Origin of the sequence: Bacillus sp. SD075 (assembly GCF_017355165.1) — a bacterium.
Lineage (GTDB): Bacteria > Bacillota > Bacilli > Bacillales > DSM-1321 > Peribacillus.
Map to the genome: position 1 here is coordinate 1 of NZ_JADILK010000045.1, position 19,966 is coordinate 19,966.

Annotated in this window: 19 protein-coding genes and 1 pseudogene; 12 read left to right on the forward strand and 8 right to left on the reverse strand. The window is 40.4% G+C overall.

Features of this window, described 5'->3' with window-relative positions; translation table 11 throughout:
• Positions 1-59: 59 nt before the first annotated feature.
• A complete protein-coding gene (locus IOC57_RS20980; protein WP_207440520.1) occupies positions 60-278 on the reverse strand; it encodes a methionine aminopeptidase in 219 nt (72 codons plus the stop codon).
• Between the two features lie 189 nt (positions 279-467).
• Here IOC57_RS20980 and rlmD point away from each other — a divergent pair, with 189 nt between their 5' ends.
• On the forward strand, positions 468-1,838 hold the full coding sequence (gene rlmD, locus IOC57_RS20985; RefSeq protein WP_207440521.1) for a 23S rRNA (uracil(1939)-C(5))-methyltransferase RlmD: 1,371 nt from the start codon (positions 468-470) through the stop codon (positions 1,836-1,838).
• Positions 1,839-2,164: 326 nt separating this feature from the next.
• The gene (locus IOC57_RS20990) at positions 2,165-2,800 is read left to right on the forward strand and encodes a YitT family protein (RefSeq protein ID WP_207440522.1); all 636 of its coding nucleotides are present in this window, start codon (positions 2,165-2,167) and stop codon (positions 2,798-2,800) included.
• Positions 2,801-2,808: 8 nt separating this feature from the next.
• Here the strand turns inward: IOC57_RS20990 and IOC57_RS20995 are convergent, their stop codons facing one another.
• The 4 genes from IOC57_RS20995 to IOC57_RS21010 form a co-directional block, all read right to left on the reverse strand.
• The gene (locus IOC57_RS20995; RefSeq protein WP_207440523.1) at positions 2,809-3,669 is read right to left on the reverse strand and encodes a DUF421 domain-containing protein; all 861 of its coding nucleotides are present in this window, start codon (positions 3,667-3,669) and stop codon (positions 2,809-2,811) included.
• 30 nt (positions 3,670-3,699) lie between these two features.
• Positions 3,700-3,906, reverse strand: a complete 207-nt coding sequence (locus tag IOC57_RS21000) for a DUF1657 domain-containing protein (protein ID WP_207440524.1) — start codon at positions 3,904-3,906, stop codon at positions 3,700-3,702.
• 226 nt (positions 3,907-4,132) lie between these two features.
• Positions 4,133-5,137 carry a stage V sporulation protein AD gene (gene spoVAD, locus IOC57_RS21005; RefSeq protein WP_207440525.1) on the reverse strand — a complete coding sequence of 335 codons (1,005 nt, stop codon included), beginning with the start codon at positions 5,135-5,137 and terminating at the stop codon, positions 4,133-4,135.
• A 662-nt stretch (positions 5,138-5,799) separates the two neighbouring features.
• Entirely contained in the window at positions 5,800-6,003 is a 204-nt protein-coding gene (locus IOC57_RS21010; protein WP_101224998.1) for a DUF1657 domain-containing protein, read from the reverse strand.
• 249 nt (positions 6,004-6,252) lie between these two features.
• Between IOC57_RS21010 and IOC57_RS21015 the strand changes: the two genes are divergently transcribed.
• The 4 genes from IOC57_RS21015 (at position 6,253) to IOC57_RS21030 (ending at position 10,335) form a co-directional block, all read left to right on the forward strand.
• Positions 6,253-6,681 (forward strand): hypothetical protein, encoded by a 429-nt coding sequence (locus IOC57_RS21015; RefSeq protein WP_207440526.1) that lies wholly within the window; start codon positions 6,253-6,255, stop codon positions 6,679-6,681.
• Positions 6,678-7,955: an ammonium transporter gene (locus tag IOC57_RS21020; RefSeq protein ID WP_207440527.1), complete on the forward strand. Its 1,278-nt coding sequence runs from the start codon at positions 6,678-6,680 to the stop codon at positions 7,953-7,955. Before IOC57_RS21015 ends, IOC57_RS21020 begins: the two co-directional genes overlap by 4 nt.
• A gap of 43 nt (positions 7,956-7,998) precedes the next feature.
• Complete coding sequence (locus IOC57_RS21025; RefSeq protein ID WP_207440528.1) at positions 7,999-8,226, forward strand: group-specific protein; 228 nt, start codon at positions 7,999-8,001, stop codon at positions 8,224-8,226.
• Positions 8,227-8,484: 258 nt separating this feature from the next.
• Positions 8,485-10,335, forward strand: a complete 1,851-nt coding sequence (locus tag IOC57_RS21030) for a zinc ribbon domain-containing protein (protein WP_207440529.1) — start codon at positions 8,485-8,487, stop codon at positions 10,333-10,335.
• A 375-nt stretch (positions 10,336-10,710) separates the two neighbouring features.
• On the opposite strand, the gene IOC57_RS21035 is transcribed toward IOC57_RS21030, so the two are convergent.
• Positions 10,711-11,049, reverse strand: coding sequence for a hypothetical protein (locus IOC57_RS21035; protein WP_207440549.1), 339 nt, complete (start codon positions 11,047-11,049; stop codon positions 10,711-10,713).
• Positions 11,050-11,406: 357 nt separating this feature from the next.
• Between IOC57_RS21035 and IOC57_RS21040 the strand changes: the two genes are divergently transcribed.
• The 5 genes and pseudogenes from IOC57_RS21040 to IOC57_RS21060 all read left to right on the forward strand — a co-directional run bounded on the left by IOC57_RS21040 (position 11,407) and on the right by IOC57_RS21060 (position 15,829).
• Complete coding sequence (locus IOC57_RS21040; RefSeq protein ID WP_207440530.1) at positions 11,407-12,063, forward strand: 5-bromo-4-chloroindolyl phosphate hydrolysis family protein; 657 nt, start codon at positions 11,407-11,409, stop codon at positions 12,061-12,063.
• Positions 12,060-13,232: a toxic anion resistance protein gene (locus tag IOC57_RS21045; RefSeq protein ID WP_207440531.1), complete on the forward strand. Its 1,173-nt coding sequence runs from the start codon at positions 12,060-12,062 to the stop codon at positions 13,230-13,232. The genes IOC57_RS21040 and IOC57_RS21045 overlap by 4 nt, the downstream gene beginning before the upstream one ends.
• An 11-nt stretch (positions 13,233-13,243) precedes the next feature.
• Positions 13,244-13,813 (forward strand): nitroreductase family protein, encoded by a 570-nt coding sequence (locus IOC57_RS21050; RefSeq protein ID WP_207440532.1) that lies wholly within the window; start codon positions 13,244-13,246, stop codon positions 13,811-13,813.
• Between the two features lie 610 nt (positions 13,814-14,423).
• A pseudogene (locus tag IOC57_RS26775) lies at positions 14,424-14,501 on the forward strand (SEC-C metal-binding domain-containing protein); the annotation flags it as partial.
• A gap of 329 nt (positions 14,502-14,830) precedes the next feature.
• A complete protein-coding gene (locus IOC57_RS21060) occupies positions 14,831-15,829 on the forward strand; it encodes a S8 family peptidase (protein ID WP_207440533.1) in 999 nt (332 codons plus the stop codon).
• Between the two features lie 47 nt (positions 15,830-15,876).
• Here the strand turns inward: IOC57_RS21060 and IOC57_RS21065 are convergent, their stop codons facing one another.
• Entirely contained in the window at positions 15,877-16,539 is a 663-nt protein-coding gene (locus IOC57_RS21065) for a YcnI family copper-binding membrane protein (protein ID WP_207440534.1), read from the reverse strand.
• A gap of 17 nt (positions 16,540-16,556) precedes the next feature.
• Positions 16,557-18,191, reverse strand: coding sequence for a copper resistance CopC/CopD family protein (locus IOC57_RS21070; protein ID WP_207440535.1), 1,635 nt, complete (start codon positions 18,189-18,191; stop codon positions 16,557-16,559).
• A gap of 312 nt (positions 18,192-18,503) precedes the next feature.
• On the opposite strand from IOC57_RS21070, the gene IOC57_RS21075 reads away from it, so the two are divergent.
• Positions 18,504-19,940, forward strand: coding sequence for a cadherin-like beta sandwich domain-containing protein (locus tag IOC57_RS21075; RefSeq protein WP_207440536.1), 1,437 nt, complete (start codon positions 18,504-18,506; stop codon positions 19,938-19,940).
• Positions 19,941-19,966: the final 26 nt, after the last annotated feature.

The window sequence follows — 19,966 nt, forward strand, 5'->3', positions numbered from 1 at the left end:
GGAACCTCCTGTTTAACAGGGGGTCCTTTTTAGTCATTTGAAATTTGGCACTGTATGCATTACATTTGCTGCCCATTCATGGCTGCCCAATCAGCGTATGCTCCGGTGCCATTACAGCCGGGACAGTCGTGTATATCGGAAAAATGATATTCCGTAGGTACGAAGGAGCTGTATCCGCGTCCGTAACAATCCGGACAGAGTCCTTTTTGCTCCATACTTGCTCGATGTTTTTCTAACCTTGTAGCATTCCAGGCTGATATAGAGTTAAATAAACCCATTTCCTCACCTCATCTATTTTTCCTTATTTTTCTTTTTTTATAGAACTTTTATTCATGGAACTATGAAAAATCCGTAATTCCTTCCACTATATTTTTATGAAAACCAGGGTAAATTGGTGAGTGGTTTTGTGACAAGGCCTCTATTGTGGTAAAATACAGGCTAGCATAAAAAAGAAAAGAGAAGATGATATGAAAAAAACAGCACCAGTTGCTAAAAATGATATTATAGAGGTTTTATTTGAAGATTTAACACATGAAGGGGCTGGCGTCGCTAAAGTGGATGGCTACCCAATCTTTGTTCAGGGCGCCCTTCCTGGTGAAAAAGCAAAAATTAAAGTGATGAAGGCTAATAAGGGTTATGGCTTCGGACGCTTGATGGAGATTATCGACAACAGTCCATACCGGGTTGAGGTCACGACTGAAGATTACCATAAATACGGTGGTTGTCAGCTGCAGCATATGAGCTATGAAGGACAGTTGGAATTCAAGGAAAAGCAAGTACGTGAAGTGATGACACGCATAGGGAAACTTGAGGATGTGAAGGTTCACCCGATCATCGGGATGGGGAATCCAACCCATTATCGCAATAAAGCTCAAGTGCCTGTTGGTGAAAAGGATGGCAAGCTAATAGCAGGGTTCTTCAAACCACGGACACATGAAATTGTTGAAACGAAAGAAAGCATTATCCAAAATGAATTGGTCAATGAAGCCGTTCAAGTGGTTAAAGAGATTTTCGGTAAACTTGGTATCCCTGCTTACAATGAAGAGTCACATAAAGGTGTATTGCGCCACATCATGGCCCGTTATGGCAAGCAAACAGACGAATTAATGATTGTTCTCGTGACAAGAACGAATAGTATCCCTTTCATTGAAAGCATCGTGAAGGAAATCATTGAACGTCTTCCGCAAGTTAAATCCATCGTCCAAAATGTGAATTCCAAAAAAACGAATGTTATCCTAGGCGATAAAATGACATTACTATGGGGCGACGAAGTGATTCATGATATGATCGGTGATGTGAAATTTGCGATTTCAGCAAAATCCTTCTACCAAATCAACCCAGACCAAACGAAAGTCCTGTATGATAAAGCCCTTGACTATGCTGGGCTGACGGGTGAAGAAACGGTGATAGATGCCTATTGTGGCATTGGAACCATCTCTTTATTTTTAGCTAAAAAAGCGAAAAAAGTAATCGGTGTCGAAGTGGTCGAAGAAGCGATAGAAGATGCACGGCGCAACGCTGAATTGAATGAAATCTCAAATGCGGAATTCATGGTTGGCGATGCAGGTAACGTTATTGCCGAATGGTATCAAAAGGGCAATGCTGCGGATGTCGTAGTAGTGGATCCGCCTCGCAAAGGTTGCGAAGAATCCCTTCTGAATACGATCATTGAGATGAAACCTAATAAAGTCGTATACGTATCATGCAACCCAGGCACTCTGGCTCGTGATCTTCATATTTTGGAAGAAGGCGGATATAAAGCAGTTGATATCCAACCTGTCGATATGTTCCCAATGACGACACATGTAGAAAATGTAGTGTTATTAGAGTTGAAATAATGGGATTGGGCCCTCAGAATGTAGGCAAACTCGATGAAAATCGAGTTTGCCTACATTTTTTTTCTGGCTTGTACAATTTGGACGTTGATTTCCGCCGCTTTTCCCGCAGGTGTCCCGCACCGTCCCTTCCGATCAACTTTGTTATGGAATATAGGTAGAAAGAAACTATGCCTGAAGAGGTTGGAGTATCGCTTAGGGTCAGTTGGTTCGGGAACGTTATGATGAAAGATACGTTTTCTGTCTACAAACTGTGAGTCCCGGTCTAAATGACCGGGACCTTTTTCATCTTGCCGAATAGGAGTAAAGGGAGGGGGATTTTTTTTTGCATGTTTATTCTTGACGAACTGACTTGGACATATATTAGAAATATATGGATTGGGAGGCAAGGTGATTTTATTAATTTTCAAAAAGCGATGGCTGTAATTGTTGGTAGTTTTTTGGTGGGCATTGGAATCAATGGCTTTTTGGTTCCTCATCATTTGATAGATGGCGGCGTAATTGGGATTGCACTCATCCTTCATTATTTCTTTGGTTTTCAAACGGGACTATCCATGTTGATCCTAAGTATTCCTATATTCTTATATGCCTGGTACTATGAACGGCCTTTTTTCTATAGCAGCATTCACGGATTGCTTTTGACATCCCTTTTTATGGATTGGCTAAGTCCATTGAAAAAGGTCTTTTCCATTTCGATACTATCAAGCTCTTTGATTGGCGGTGCCATCATAGGGATGGGTATAGGGCTCATGCTTCGATATGAGACAAGCAGCGGCGGAACGGATATGTTAGCCAAAATCATCGCAAAATCTACTTCCTTGGATATTGCTTTTGCGATTATCGTCATAGATACACTGATCATTTCAGCTGCAGCATTCACTTTAGGTATCGAAATTTTTCTTTTTTCATGTGTGACAATCGTCATCATTGGACTGATCACTTCGCTTATGAAAGTGAGGAAATGAGTATATAATCAGTTCCTTAAGATATGGGCCACGTCATCTATTGCCTTTTGCAGCTTTTCGCTATTTTTGCTAAACATCTCTTTAGCTTCCTTTGATTCAGTTCCAAGTGCAAATAACTCTAAGTCCGCTTGACATTTTTTCATAGTCGCGAGCATAAGAGGTTTTTCTTGAGGAGAAGGAACTTTAAGTTTATCATCAAAAAGGTCCACAGTTAATTCTCCGTTAGAATTAGCTTGGGCAAGAAATACATTCTCAAGGATTACCCCCAACTTATCCAGTTCAGTATGAAGCCAATTTCGGTTCAGTCCAATCGTGGAAAGCGGTTCATCGAGTATGCCGCCGTCCATAATGATGGTTTGGGGTTCCTTTACTGCAGCCGATGGCAGGTTAAGGTCCTTAGCTGTTATAGGTTGATTTTGCTTCTTTAACATGACGGAAAAATCCCCATTGGCTTCCAATAAGGCAAACTCAACTTCAGAGATATCGAAGACATCCTTTTTTCGGAGCAATCCTAACAATTCATCAATGGTATATTTCTCTTTTTTTAAGTTATCTTCCATGACTTTTCCATCTTTGATGAAAACCGATGCTTTTCCTTCCACAAGATCACGGAAAGTTTTACTTTTTAGGGATATTAATCCAGCAATGAAGGGGGCTATGGCAAAAACGAGAATGGACAGTACACCATGTACAATATTGCCCTCCACTTTCGTAGCTAATTCTGCCCCAACATTACCAATGGTTATGCCCGTTACATATTCAAAAAATGAGAGCTGGGACAATTGTTTTTTTCCTAACACTTTTGTGATCAAAAAAAGAACAATTAAAAAGAAAAATGAACGCAAAAGAATTTCTATCCACTCCGGCATTACCAAACACCTCCTGCTTGATCATTGTTTTTAAAAACCTTTATATTGTGGTTCTTCCCGTTCCAATTCGCCCACGCGCTTCAGTACATCCTTCATAACTTCATTCACCACCAGCATCGTTTCATGCAAGATGCGTTTAGATTCTTCATCTTGAGTCAGGAGTGCTAAGCTGGATAAGCCTGCTTCAACTCCTTTCAGGCTAGAGACACATTGTTTTACATTAGAAGCTATCGTCATACAGCATCCTCCTTTTCTTTAGGTCTAAAAATAATCGCTCGGAACACTCCGTGGATGTTTATTCCAGCACAGTTTACTTCAAACATGCCAGCATGCTTTTCCGTAAAGGAGAAGGCTACGGAAACAATCTCAGCAACCTCGAATGTTCATCCATTATGGGGCAGGCGTGTGTTTCAATCCATCAAACCTTTTCTGCCCGATTACATAAGTAATCATGTTCGTGGTTTCACCCATATTCAATCGATACGGCATGGGCAATGCATGGAATCGACTCACTTTGTTGAAAGGATAGGGGAGATAACAAGGCACCGGTAGCCACGACGAGCAATCGTTTTATCTCTCCCTTTTTCATGCGATTCAATAAATGGCCATAAACAACGGTTGCGGAACATCCAGGGCCGCTTGCCCCGGCCAGGACCGGTTGCCCATCCCTGTATATCATTAAACCGCAATCTTTATATTGCTCTTCTTTAATCGGTGTATTATGTTTTTTAAATAATTCCAATGAAACTTCATGTCCGATTTTTCCTAAATCCCCAGTCACTATTAAATCATAATAGGATGGGTCGAGGTTCCGTTCTCTTAAATGGGCTTCAATCGTATCCACAGCGGCCGGGGCCATTGCACCTCCCATATTGAAAGGATCAGTCAATCCCATGTCAATGACACGTCCTATCGTAGCTGATGTGACCCTTGGGCCTTCCCCGGCACTGCTTAATAACGCTACGCCGGCCCCCGTAACAGTCCATTGGGCTGTTGGAGGTTTTTGCCCTCCGTATTCAGTTGGGTAGCGAAATTGCTTTTCTACTGCGGCGTTATGACTGGATGCTCCTGTCAATAAGTACTCTGCCCCTTTTGTATTGACAAGGTATGCACCAAGAGCCAATCCCTCCATGGAGGTTGAGCAGGCACCAAATAAGCCCAGATAAGGTGTCCCTAGTGTTCTGCAGGCAAAACTCGTAGGGGTTATTTGGTTGATAAGGTCGCCTCCAAGGAAAAATTGAATCTGTTCCTTTTGAAGCCCCGCCTTTTCTATTGCTTTTGTACTCGCTTCTTCCAATAAGACTTTATGTGCCTTTTCATAAGTATCTTGATTTATCCATAAATCGGAATGGAGAAGATCGAAATCATCCGCAAGCAAACCATCTGCTTCAAATGGACCGCCAACGGTTCCTGTAGAAACGATGACAGGACTTTGATCAAACACCCATGTGCGATGACCTGTAAGCATTATAAACCCCCCATTGTATGATTATAGTCATTACCAATGCTGTGATAAAACCAAGGAATAACATAATTGATTCAGCTAATTTGAATATATTGCAGCCATTTCCGAAACCTTCTGACCGGTATTCTATGGTTGCGGCGGATATAGCGGTATTACTATCCGGAGCGAAGCGGCCAATTCGGTCACCCCAAATCCGATAAGGAACTTAGCGATGGATATTCATATTCCTACCATTGGATTTCCAGCTGTCTGGTCCGTGAAGTCATTGTAACCGCCGGCCATTACTGATCTTTTCATTTCCACTTGAGTTTGAAATTGCCGATGTTCCTGTTGGATGGAATTCCGCTTTTTCCTTTTAGCGTTAACATCCCAGCATCACTTCTTCCGTTCATTCAATAAGGCTTTATCCGTTTGAAATCCTTGTATTAAGGACTTTCTAATGTTCCTGTCAATCAAATTCTAAAAACGACCGGTTACGAGGTAAACGCATGCAATTCATAGCTTTGCATCCGCGATTTCGTCCTTTCCCAATAGCTTTAGGTTGGATTGCTGGTATGTAACTTTAAGGTATATTCAAGCCTTGTCCCTTATGATTGCCGTCTGACTTGGGATTGAAAGATATAAAAAAGGCTGGTTGTTTTAACCAACCTTTTTTATTTGAATGATTATTGCTTATATTGAGGTTCCTCATTTTGAATCTCTTCAATACGAGGAGTGATGCTGTCCACGATCGTTTGTGTTTGTTGGGCAGCTTGTTGGTATAGTTGTTTGGCTTGCTCATTATCTGTCGAAAGGGCGAAGGTTTCAAAGCTCGCTTGAGCGCTTTTTAGCCCTGCTAAAGTTGTTTTGACATCGTTTATTACTGTCATATAGGAACCTCCTAAGTTTGTAACTGCCTTATTAGAGTAAGGAAAAAATGATTATCTATACCTTCCAAATTTCTCTAGAAATTGAATCAAGTGACGAGCCCATTCCTTTAATCAAACGTTTGATTAAATGGGAACATGCGGAAGCCTTGTTAAAATCGGCTCTATTCGTAGTGAGAATCGTTTTTATTGTTTAATTATTGACTGAATTCAGAATTATAAATATAATGATAGGAAATATAACGTGATTACGTGAGGTGGTATGACATTTATATTAGGGATGATTTATATAGTAGAGTTGTTTTTGAAATTTCATCTGAAGAAGTGATAAAAGGACTGCTATTCCATAAAAGTAAACAGGAGTCGGAAATTGAAACGATCAAAGGTAAAATTCTTAAATATGAGCAAAAACGAAGATCTGAGGAAGCTTGGTATCAATCCCTATCACCATTTAAACGTTTTTTTACAGGGCGTGCCCCAAGTCATCATCAGGCAGTTGAGCATTTGGTTAATGTTAAAGATAGATATAAACAAATCGAGAAACTAAAACAGAAGGTTGCTTTTTTAAATGAGGTAATCGGTTTACTTGAAGCTGAACCGGAAAAACGGGAAATGAATTTGCCATCAGACATCATTAATGAAATAATGGCCTGGCAGAAAGCGGAGGGAACACCAAGATGACTCTAGAAACGTTAAACGCTGGCTTGGATACGATTTGGGTGGTTCTGACAGCAGCCATGATTCTATTAATGGAGGGCGGATTTGCTCTATTGGAGGCAGGGTTCGTCCGTACGAAGAATAATGTGAACATCATCATGAAGGTTTTTGCCGATATTACGATCGGAACGCTTTGCTACTTCATGGTTGGTTTTGGCTTAATGTATGGAATGGATGTATTTGGAATCATCGGAGCAAGCGGCTTTCTGCTGAAAGGTGATTTGTCGCACATCGACCTTACGATTTCCATGGATGCATTCTGGTTATTTCAAGGAGCATTCGTCATCGCCGTTATTTCCATCGTTTCGGGAGCAGTTGCGGAAAGAATTAATTTTCGGGCGTACCTTATTTTTGTCGTAATGATGACGGCATTCATCTATCCGATTGCCGGTCACTGGTTATGGGGAGGTGGCTGGTTAAGCGGGTTGGGCATGCAGGACTTCGCAGGGTCGGCGGTCATTCATGCCTTAGGAGGTTTTTCTGCACTTGCGGCTGCTATTGTAATCGGGCCGAGAGCAGGTAAATTCACTTCACGGGGGACTAGTTCCATTTCGCTGCCGAGTAATCTCCCATTGGCATCTGTTGGGGCATTCCTTTTATGGTTTGGCTGGTTTGGGTTTAATGCAGGAAGCACCTTGCAAGCTACAGATGGACGCATTGGCCATATTGCCATTGTCACGATGCTTTCAGCTGCATCAGGAGGGGCGATGACATTGCTTTATACACTATTTAGGTATGGCCGTTCGGATGCACCTTCCGTCATCAATGGCTCACTTGCAGGCCTTGTCGGGATTACAGCAGGCTGTGCATTCGTTAGTGATCTGGCTGCGTTACTGATTGGAGCAGTTTCCGGGATGCTTATGTTAGCTGCGACAAATTGGTTGGAAGCCAGAAAAATCGATGACCCGGTTGGCGCCTTTCCTGTTCATGCGGCATCAGGAATGTGGGGTACGATAGCGGTAGGGCTTTTCTCCACTGAAAACGGATTGTTTGCAGGTGGGGGATGGCATTTGCTCGGAGTTCAAGCGTTAGGATTAGTGGTATTATGCATCTGGGGCTTTTCATTGACATGGATTGTTTTTAAAGTTATAAATGTTTGGCTACCTATAAGGTCCACTGAAGAAGAAGAAGAACTTGGGTTGGATATCAGTTATCATGGTATCATGGCTACACATACCTCGCCGGAGTTCATCAAGGTAGAGGACTATTATAAGCAGGAAGAAGAATTGTCAAGGTAATGTCTATAATACTCATGGGAGAATCAAGTGAGGTGAATTTTATATGGGTACATGCAATCTTAATCATTCGCAGAACGATGTCAGACTGAAATTTGAGAGTCAAAAGGCATTTTTACCAACTGAATTGAGTCAAACATTGGATCGTTATCTTGAAGAAGGAAATTCGCAGGAAACTTTGAATGAACTTTTTCATTTATTGAAGAAGTATGACTTGTCTACTCAAGAGGAACAGGAATCAAGAAACGAAAAGTTGAAACAGATAATTTTGTAAATAGGAAAGAACGGGGGTGCAAGCATGATTCCTGTTCTTTTTTTGTTTTTTTCTATTAAGGAATATCTTATTTTAAAAGATTTAAGGGATATTTGTGATACTATCTCATGAGTTATTTACATATTTATACAAGGGGTGAAATGAAACTTATTATTTTTGGGCCATCTATATAGATAACAATGAATGGAATTGAGGTGAGAAAGGACTAATTATAGGTTTATTGGTGTAGGGAGGAACAAAAGGGAGAGAGGCATAAAAATGGGACTTTGTAAATCATGCGGCAATCCTGTGAACGAGTACTCTCGAATTTGCCCATCGTGTGGCGTGCCTATTGCTGGTGAAGAACAAATATCGGAAAAGGAAGCTGCCTCCGAGATGAGACAAGAACAGGAAGAGGAGACTTCTACAAAAAGGCATAAGAAAAGAACATTAATCATTACTGCAATATTGGCCATTTTCACGATTTCCAGTGCAACCACTGCCATTATTCTTCATAAATCCCCGAAAGAGCTCTATCTTCTTTCCGAATATAAAACATACCAGAAATCCAAAGAAGGCTGGGCTGATAAGTATGACGATAAGTTGGAATTCCAAACGAAAATGATGAACAAACCTTCAAGTTCGGAGGTGAATCTAAGCGGCAAAATCGAAATGGATTCATTATTGAATGATCCAAATTTAGAAATCTTTCAAGAATTATTGAACAAGGCAACTCTTGCTGTTAAAACTGAACAGGATCCAATAAGCAATCAAAGTTATTATAATTTGGCTCTGAGTGTCGAGAAGGAAAGGACAATTGATGTAGAAATGTTCCAAACCAAAGATCGACTAGGTTTGAAAGTACCGATTTTATATGAAAAATTCTTTTATGTAAATTTTGGTGAATATAGTGAGTTCATGCAAATGACCGATCCATCATATCCTGGCCCTGGAACCTTGCAAGCATCCAACCTTGAATGGCAAGACTTGAATTTAACGGAGAAAGAACAGGAATACATCCAAAAACGATATGGGGCATTCCTGTTGGGGAATTTAGAAGATCAAAACTTTACGATGAAAAAGGGTGTGGAGTATGAACGTGCAGGAGAAACGATCAAGGTCAGGGAAGTGACACTTAAACTTTCTTCTTCGGAAACTAAAAACCTAGTAAATGATTTCATGGACCATTTGATTAAAGATGGAAAGCTCCATAGCATGATAGTCACCAGGGCACAAAAAGTGGCAAAGGACAGTGCAGTGACAAAAGAAATAGGAGGTCCTGATGCAAACGGATTGAAACGGCAATTGGTGGACGGCCTGAAAGATGCAAAGAAAGAAATGAAAGATATCCATTTTTCTAAAGGCTTTTCTTCTATATTACTAATTAATGAGGATGAACAAATAATCGATCGTAAAATAACAACGGCTTTTGGAAGCAGCACGAATCAACTCAACATGGAATTGAGGAGCAAAAACGTTCCATATGGTTCGAATCGGATATTTGAAGAATTTAGCGTGGCACTTTCTCCTGAAGATGATGAGGAATTAAAGCTATTGTTCCAGATTACGAATGATGTGGTCTTTAATGAAAATAATCGGAAAGAGAATCTTAATGCATCCTTTAAGGTTGAAGAGTATGGGGAGCCTAAGGAAATCAAGTTTTCGATGAAGAGTGATATGGACGAAGAAAAGGGGGGGAAGCAAGAAATCAGAAGAGATTTCAATCTTACCTTCGTTGTTGGCGATTTCACTGATTGGCCCACAGCTTTTAAAGGAACCATTAAACAAACGAGTGAACATAACTTAAAGAAAGACTATTCAAAAGCGAAATTCGAGTTAAAGCTTGGTTTAGCAGATGAATTGGACTCTGATACGGTCACTTTCAAGCTGGACTCCAAAACGAAGATAAAAGACAAACTGGAAATGCCGGATTTGAAACTTGATTCTGGTGCGGGCCTGAACTTAGTGAACATTCCTGAAGGTGAAATGTATCTCATTTTGGAAGAAGTGAGAATGAATTTGATGGAGCTGGTTGTTAAATACGGACTTGTGCCAGAAGATGTATATCAGTTCGATAGCTATGATGGTTATTATAAGTTGGAAGATGAAGATTCGGTTAATAAGTTGTAGGCGGGGACGTATTGCTTTTTATTTAATAGTACTCCTGAAAATGGAAAACGGCAGCGGGGAAATGGCAATTCCTATTTTCTTTTTAATGGGTGTATCAATCAATAATGGGTAACTCCTTTTTTAAAGAAGATGGCAAGGTTCACATTCAAGGTAGTGAAAAATACAAAAGTAGTGAAATCGTAAAGCACAGTAACCCGAATCGGTGATCTTTCAAAATGGATTAATCAGTTTGTAACACTGACAAGGATTATGGACCTTTAAAGATTTAATCAATCGTTTGATTAAATCTCATGTACTGACAATCAGTGCCTTCAAAAAAGGCATCGGGAAAATAAAAAAAGCGGGAGCCCATAATGAGCTCCTGCTATTTCTTTATTAAAAACCATCATCTGTTGCGGTGAAGGGGATGTTTAGGTTTCTTTCCACAGCCCGCAGTCTTTGATTCAGCCTGTTTAACCTATTCGTATGTCGCTGGTCCGCTTGACTTAGCCTGGAGATTTCCTGGTTAATGCGGTTCACTTCACGATTTATCCGAGTGATTTCTTGGTTCTGCCGATTGAGTTCCCGCGTTTGACGCTCGTTTTGACGTTCAAGTTCCCGGACTCTTCTTTCAAGTTGTTGAGGCTGCCTTTCAACATCGATATCGAATGGTTCGGGCACCTGGCTATATGGATTCTCTTGTACCTGCTCAAGGTTCCAATCTTGCTGTGGCATATAATCAAATCGTTCAGGCTGTTGGAAATATGGGTTAAAATTAGACTGAAAGTACTGATGATTTCCATTTTGTTGTGGAAAAGGATAAAATCCGTATGAATTCATAGTCAACTCTCCTTTTTAAAATCGGGATGGATACGTTATAACTTATGTATGTTCCGGTGAAATGAATAGGCGTTAGCCCATATGGGTGGGAAGAAGAGGTAATTTACAGAAAAAAATTTCAATAAATTTGCAGAAACCATCTGGTTCCTATATCGTTTAGTATATAGGAGAAATTCTTTTATCCATCTTGAAACCAATCCCAAAGATAATCCGTATATAAAGAAAAGAGTGTAAGTCAGGAGTGTAATGATTATGAATCGATTTCTTGCTGATTTTGTTCCGATATTGATTGCATTTCCAATGGTTCTGCCGGTCTGGATGATTAGCTACTTTGCATTGAATCAACCGTTTGCCCTATCCGTTGTCATATCTTTAGCAGGAGGGGTGCTTTCATATTGGCTAAGTTCCTTATATTTTTCCTCGCGATATCTCAAAAAACATGAATTGACGAGAAAAGAATATCAATATATAAAGAAAAATTTAATTGAAGCAAAACCAAAGATATGGCGGGTGCAAAAAGCACTAATCTCGGTCAGGCATATCTCTTCTTTTAAACAGAGGAAAGATATGATTAAAATGATCAGGAAAATATATAGTCTGACAAAAAAAGAACCGAGGCGGTTTTACCAGGCGGAACAATTTTATTACTCGCATCTGGATTCCGCAATGGAACTTGCGGAGAAATATGTTTTTTTAGCACAGCAGCCAAAAAAGAATAGGGAACTCGAACTTTCCTTAACAGAGACCCGTAAAACCTTAAAGGAACTCACTAATACGATAGAAAAGGATTTATATAAAGTGATTTCCGATGATATAGATAACCTTAACTTCGAATTGGATGTTGCTAAGCAATCCATTAAAACTAGGAAAGACTCACAAGTAATTGATGAAAGCAGGAGGTTAAGATGAATAATAATGATCCAAACCTGTTGAATAAAACGAATAATGCCAATTTGATCGATGACCTTTTAGCCAATCCATTTGATGGTGTGCAGGAGCTTGAAAAAGTATCTTCCCAGGAAGTGAAACCGGTTAAACTGATTGATGTCATCCCTGAAGAGAACAGGGCAAAGGCTTATCAGCTTGCTGAACAAATCGACCCGACCAATCATCAGGCGATGATATCCTATGGTACACCCGCCCAATCAAAGCTCCTTACCTTTTCTAATTCCATGCTTGAGCATGTCCAGAAAAAGGATGTGGGTGAAGTGGGCAATATTATCAGTGATTTAATGAAAAAGTTAAACGAACTGAGCCCGGATGAGCTAAAACCGGATAAGCCTTCCTTTTTTGCGCGTATGTTTGGGAAGCTCTCGGGATCTGTCCAGGAGGTGCTATCCAAGTATCAAAAAACTGGGGCCCAAATTGACCGAATCAGCGTAAAACTTGATCGGAGCAAGAATATCCTGTTATCGGATATCGTAATCCTTGAAAAGCTATATGAAACGAATAAGGAATATTTCCAGGCATTGAATGTCTATATTGCAGCTGGGGAAATTAAACTCGAAGAAATCCATGAGAAAACGATTCCGGAACTAAGGAAGTCCGCTGAATCAAGCAATGATCAAATGAAGTTTCAAGAAGTCAATGATATGCTGCAATTTGCTGAACGGTTGGATAAAAGGCTTCATGATTTGAAATTGAGTCGTGAAATCACGATTCAAAGCGCCCCGCAAATCAGGCTGATCCAAAACACGAATCAGGCACTAGTCGAGAAAATACAATCTTCGATTATGACAGCCATTCCCCTTTGGAAAAATCAGGTTGCGATTGCATTGACCTTAATCAGGCAAAGGCATGCTGTAGAGGCGCAAAAACAGGTTTCCAAGACTACCAATGACTTGTTATTGAAGAACTCCGAGATGTTGAAAACGAATACCATTGAAACGGCTAGAGAAAATGAGCGCGGACTTGTCGATATCGAAACATTAAAGAGTACTCAAGCTAACTTGATATCCACGCTTGAGGAAACTATGCGGATTCAAGAAGAAGGCAGACATAAACGCCGTCAAGCCGAAAAGGAATTGGCAACTATGGAAAATGAACTGAAGCAGAAACTATTAGAGATAAAGGGATAAGGGGAGATAATATGGAAACTATCGAGGCTATAAAAACGAGAAGAAGCATAGGAGTCGTTAAGCAAGACTCGGTACCTAAGGAAATGATCGAGCAAATCATTGAAGCTGGAACGTATGCACCAAATCATCATCGAACGGAGCCTTGGCGTTTTTTTGTATTGACGGGAGAAGGAAGAAATAAACTTGGGAAGGTATTCGAAGAAATCACAAGAATTGAAAATGCTGATGATACCCCTGAAAGTTTAATCAGCAAGCTCGAAAGGCAAAAAAAGAATCCATTAAGGGCTCCAGTCATCATCGCAGTGGGCATAGAGCCTAGTGATAAGAATAATGTCCTCGTGACAGAAGAATATGCAGCAGTGAACAGTGCCATTCAAAACATGCTTCTTGCAGCACATTCTCTAGGTCTGGGAGCAGTATGGAGGACGGGGAAAATAACTTATCATGACAAGGTCCGTGAATTTTTCAATTTATCCTCTAAGGGAGAAGTATTGGCTTTCATATACTTGGGTTATCCTGACATGGAGCCGAAACCTGCTAAGAAAACACCAATCGATGAATTGACCACATGGATCGGATAAAGGATTGAAGGGAAGCTGCATCAGTGCATACATACTGCCGCAGCCTTTTTTATTGCCATCAATTGGGCTTTTAATGTAAGGGATTCAGCTTCGTCAGACTTCGTTTAAAGTGACGATTGATGAATTAGGTTGTACAATACATAGGAAGAATAAATTTTGATGAATTAGGATGTGTCTATAGATGAGAACGATTGATCCATTTGAGATACTCGATGGAAAAGCGATAAAATATTTGGATGTTTTTGGCGTTGATGATGGAATTGCTTTAAAGAGTAAGTACGACGATAAATCGTATTGGATATATGATTATTATTGCATGCATCAGACATGTGATTGCCAGGAAGTATACCTTGAATTCGTTGAGGAGCGCAAGGGCAATAAACAGGGAGGACAGCATTTTGGGGTGAGGGTCTCTTTCGGGGATAAGCAATTTGTCCTTGAGGATTATAATATTTCCAAACAAAAGGCGATGGATATCGCGGAAGATACATTAAAGTACAGTAAAGATGTAATCGAGTTATTTAAACAGCGGTATCAGCAAATGAAGGAAAAAGGAACGCAAATTATCATGGAAAGTGCAAAGGCAGCTAAAATGCCGCATGTACATACAGAACCGGTCATTGGCAGAAATGAACCTTGTCCATGCGGAAGCGGGAAAAAATACAAAAAATGCTGTGGCGCAGCTTAACAACTTGGAAGCTGACTCGATTAGGAGTCGCTTCTTTTTAATTCTCAAAAACCCTTGGAAAAAAATTAAGTAATGAATAAAAAAATGTGGCATTAAACGAACGTTTGTTCTATAATAAGAGTACCAGATAATAACACAAAAAGAAATAAAAAGTAGTTATTTAGATGGAATTTTCCAAAAACTTCTTTTTTATTTTCATAAATCTGGTATATATAAGAGAGAAGAGTTTTTTGATCTCATCTCTTTCAACGGTAGACGGCAACCAGACGGGATGAAAATCCCCACACTGATGGCAGTTTAACTTATTGAACGAAGGAAGGGGTAATCAAATGACAAGAGAAAAAAGATTAATACCTTACAAAGTTCTTGAAGTAATGGAAACGGTGAAAGAGAAGATACCTGAGGGTGTCGAGCTTGTGAAAGCACCGGCAATTTGGGAAAAAAGCAATTATGGTGAGGGCGTGGTAGTTGCCGTCATCGATACCGGTATTGACAAAGGACATCCAGACCTCAAGGAAAGAATCATTGGTGGGAAGGATTTTACCAATACCGGGGATTATCAAGATGATAACGGACATGGAACACATGTTAGCGGTACGGTTGTGGCTGCCATTAATAATGCTGGTGTAGTGGGAGTGGCTCCGAAAGCAAGCATATTAGCGTTAAAAGCCCTAAATGGTCAAGGACAAGGAGAAATAGATTGGATTAATGGAGCGCTGGAGTATGCAATCAATTGGCGGGGACCTAATGAAGAAAAGGTTTCGGTTATTTCACTTTCTCTTGGCGGACCTCCGGATGAGGCTGAACACAAACTCATTCAAAGGGCCCTTCAGAACGATATTCTTGTTGTCTGCGCAGCTGGAAATAGTGGTGATGGGCGTGAAGAAACGGATGAATTGGATTATCCAGGAGCATATCCCGAGGTAGTGGAAGTCGGAGCTGTGGACTTAAGCAGAAATTTAGCGGATTTTTCAAATACAAATGATGAAATTGACTTGGTGGCGCCAGGAGTTGATATTCTCTCTACGTATCCAGGAAATAAATATGCCAGGTTGAGCGGAACGTCAATGGCTACGCCTCATGTAAGCGGTGCAGCAGCTCTCTTGAAAGTGATTGCTGAAAAGGAATTTGACCGCCTTTTAACTGAAGCGGAATTATATGCTCAGCTGGTGAAAAGTACGGAAGATCTGGGAATAAGCAAAAAAGCCCAGGGAAATGGACTGCTTAATTTAACGATAGCGGAACAAAGATCTGAAAAATCGATTAAGATTACTATAGAATCAGAAAACCTTCGGTTACCGAGTAAATCGGTGGTTATGGAATACTAGAAGAGAAAAAGGTGCCTCAAGTAATTTGGGGGCACCTTCCATAATGATTATTTTTTAGTTTTCCTTAAAGCCGCAAAAAGCGCTACAATGGACAGAATTAGTGAAATGACAGCCAGAGTGATGATCAGCGTTTGATTGTTATCACTTTCTGTTGTTGCTGAATCCTTTGAATTGTCAGTTGGCGTGGAATCATTAGTGTCAGCTTCATCTTTGTGACCATGGTCCGCAGCTTCTGCATCAGACTTGGGCGTAACGGTGATTTCCGTTACAGAATGCGGTAGGTCTGAGCCTTCATCACCGCTCCATTCAACAATTTCACCATCTTCGTAATATTGAAATGCATCCCAGGCAACTTTCGTTTCTTCTTTGGGGTTTTGTGCTACGAAAGAGAATTGCTGGAATTGTCCAGCAGCTATTCCTTCATCAGTTACTGCCCAAGTTACCGTTTTTACATGGCCATCTTGGTCACCTTCCGTTGTTACTTTCCATCCCGGTACAGGCTGATAGCTTTCAAAAGTAACCCCTTCAGGTACTTTTAAAGTCACCTTTGTAGTGGCAGTTTCTTTTTCTACAGGTACTTTGAGTGTATAAGTTTCCCAGGCCTCAGGTGCAGATGAACTAGGCTTGACCGTAACGTGAGCATATGCTGAACCGGAAAAAATGAATAATGCAGCAAATGTGAAAATAAGTAGTTTTGAAAAGTTTTTCATTGTATAAATCCCTCCTGTTATGAATTCCCTATGAATATTATAAAATCAGCATTGATTGAATCCAAGCTTTCAGTTAATCCGTGAACATGGATATTCCACTTTCCTGGCATGGTCAATATAGACTTTGATGTAAATGTACCAGTGTTTTTCTCCTTCATCTGCAGCTTTAATTCACTGCGTGGTGAATCTAATGGCTGCATCGTGATCGTAAGCTGCTCTATTTCAGCAATTGGCTCACCTTTATTGGAAAGATTTACTTGAATCAGGTTATCCCCTACTTCATTGGGAGTCACCCTTAATGTAACCTCATTATTTTCTTCAGTCCGTATCGTCTTTTCAATGGGCCCGGGAGAAGACATGGCAGTTTGGACATTTGTCAATAGAGCTGCAACGAGAAGAATGACGATTCCTAACCCAAACTCCATTCCCACACTATAACCAAGTTTTTTGGTTTGCTTTTTCCCCCTGAGAAAATGAATGCCTCCTAAAACGACCATGATTAACATGAGACCGATTTTCGCTAGTAACAATTGACCGTATGTTGTGTTAAACAATGAATGGATAGTCGGTACATGCTGTAAACTGCTATATATCCCACTAACAACCAGTATGAGTACAAACAGAAATGCCCATTTGGAAAACTTTTGAATGATCGACCAGTAAAATGTTTTCTTATCCTCTTGGACTGCCTGCCGATCAGCAAGCCCAGGCAAAATCACCAATAAGGACATAAGGCCGCCGATCCATAAAGCCGTGGACAATAAATGAAGGAAATCCATCAAAACGGCCAGAACCTGATTAGGAACGGCTGCTGTATGTCCAGTGAAAGCCTTACAAATCATCAAGCTGGCAATTATGATGAAAGAAAGGAAAGGTAGTGATTTATTCAGAGAGTTCTCAAGCATGAAATAAAGCACTAAAAATAGAAGGAGCATGATTAGAACTTCAATGATCCAGACCGTGCCATAGTTTGTAGCATTCAATACTTCTTTTATATACCCCACTTTAAATGCATCGGTCCAACCTACTCCAGCATCAATCGTAACTTTTAAAGGCAGACTGCAGAAGATGGAAAATGCTAAACCCGCATATGAAAGCCAAAGGTATAGACGGATTCTTCTGCTGGCTTCAAAAAGCCGAGAATCCTTCATTAACGATAATCTGAAAAAAAGAACTCCGGTTAGGGCAGCAAAGCATATGTATTGAAGACTTTGCAGGATAACATTGATGGAATTCGGAAAACTTGCATTCACTTTGGAATTATCTTGGTCTGAAAGTCTAGCTGAATCTCCGAATTGAAAGGGAATGGTTCCTTCAATGGGATGGCCATCACTTGAAATCACTCTCCATTTAATGTAGTAAATCCCTTCATTGATAGTGCCTCTCCACTTAGCTTCCAGTATTTTATCACTTTGTGCCGAGATTGTACTGTCTTGAATTTGAATTTTGTCCCCATCTTGGCTGAATACCTCAAGCGAATGGAAAGCTGGTTGTATATTCTCGCTGAATTGAATGCTGATCTTTTCAGGAAGAGTATCCAACGCTTCATTCGGACTAGGATTAGAGCTTATTACTGTAGCATGACCAAAAGTCATTGTCGGGCATATAAACAAACTGAACAGGCTGACTACCAGCCATAAATATTTTTTCATCTTGGTGTGCCATCATCCTTTCATCAGATTGTAAGCTCATTATAAAAGGAAAATGTGAAAAAACAGTGAAAATAAATTAGTTATCTAAAGGCAGTTTGAGAGGTTTGCTAGAAATGTGATAACAAAGGTTATATGCCTTCCTATCTCCATTATAGCCATAAATATTGGTTTGGAATGCCACTTTGCAGAAAGTTGTTGACGATAGAATCAATAGGTATCCTCCTGTTGGTATAAACCCCATTAAGAAATAATTAAGGTTCTTTTGGTAACCTGGCCCTATTATGTTTTCAGGAAATATAGGAGGGATAGGCTTTGCTGAAGAAGGGATTAAAAGAAACAAGCGTGAAGGTAATCTTGGTTGGTACCCTTGTGGGAATGGGAACATCCACTTATGTGCCCGTGGCAGGGGCTGTGGAAGGCACATCCGTCATTCAAGAAGAGGTACAAACGGTAAATAGCCTTTCAAGGCTAGAAATAGAGGGTATAGCACTGAATCAAAAATTTTCAGAAGATGTACACGACTATATTGCAGAAGTGGGAAATGATGTGAAAAAGATCACCTTGCTTGCAGGAAGTCCTAACGAGAATGCAGCCATATATGTGAATGGTATCAAAATGACAGATGGCAAAGTGAAGGATTTAACTCTTCAAACTGGCATGAATACGTTTGAAATCATCGTCAGCGATGGGGAAAATGAAACGGTTGCCTATACTCTCAAGGTCGAAAAACATGAAAGTGATGATAACCTTTTAACATCGATTGGATTATCAAAAGGAGCCTTAACATTCAATTCTAAAATGACAGCTTATAATGCTTCTGTTGAAAATGAAGTGCAGTCCGTTACGGTAACACCGACACTGAGTGACAGTACCGCAATTGTAAAGGTGGATGGAAAGGATGCAACCAGTGCTGGTGTAAAGGTTACCCTTCCAGTCGGAAAGAAAACGGTGAAGATTATCGTTACAGCAGAAAATGGAGATGAAAAAACATATACGCTTACGATTACGCGGGCAGCGGCCAAGGACACCGAAACGAAAGATGCCCCTAAAGAGGGTGAAGTACAAAAGGAGCCTTCAACAGAAACAAGTAAAGCTCAACCTTCATCCGAAAAGGGGAATAAATCGTCTTTAACATCAGCGGAATCCTCCAATAATCTGAAACCAACCAGCGGTGTCAGCCAAGTAACGAAAGCACAGCAACTTGAAAGTATTCCAATACAAGAACCAAAAACGGATTCTAAAGTGAAGGTAGCGTCAGCAGATCCTTTAGGCGAGGAAGGCGAAAATGCACCAGTGTTGAACAATATGACTGTATCCTCCGGAGTATGGAACAAATCTTTTGAATCTAATGAGCATACCTATCATATCAAGGTCGATAATGATGTTTCTTCAGTCGAAATGAGTGCAACAACAAATGCCAATGGAGCGACGATTGAATATGACGGTGAGAGCAGTAAAGAAGTGAAGATCAAGGATAAAGCGAAGACGGCCATTTCCGTTACCGTTTCAAAGGATGGGGAGCGCCGTACTTACGTCCTTGTTTTCGAAAAGGATATGGATGAGGAAGAAACCGTGGATGATGTCAATACAAAAGAGGCAGAAGTTGAGGCAACGCAAATGAGCATATCTGGCAAGACGGAGAGTGATACATCCAATAATACGGGAGGGCAGGTTAATGGGAAACAGCCTGTTGAGACCGTGTCATTCTTGGGAAATATAAAGGATTTCTTCATCTCCCTGTTTAAATAGGGATGGCCCTGAATCATGCAAAAAAG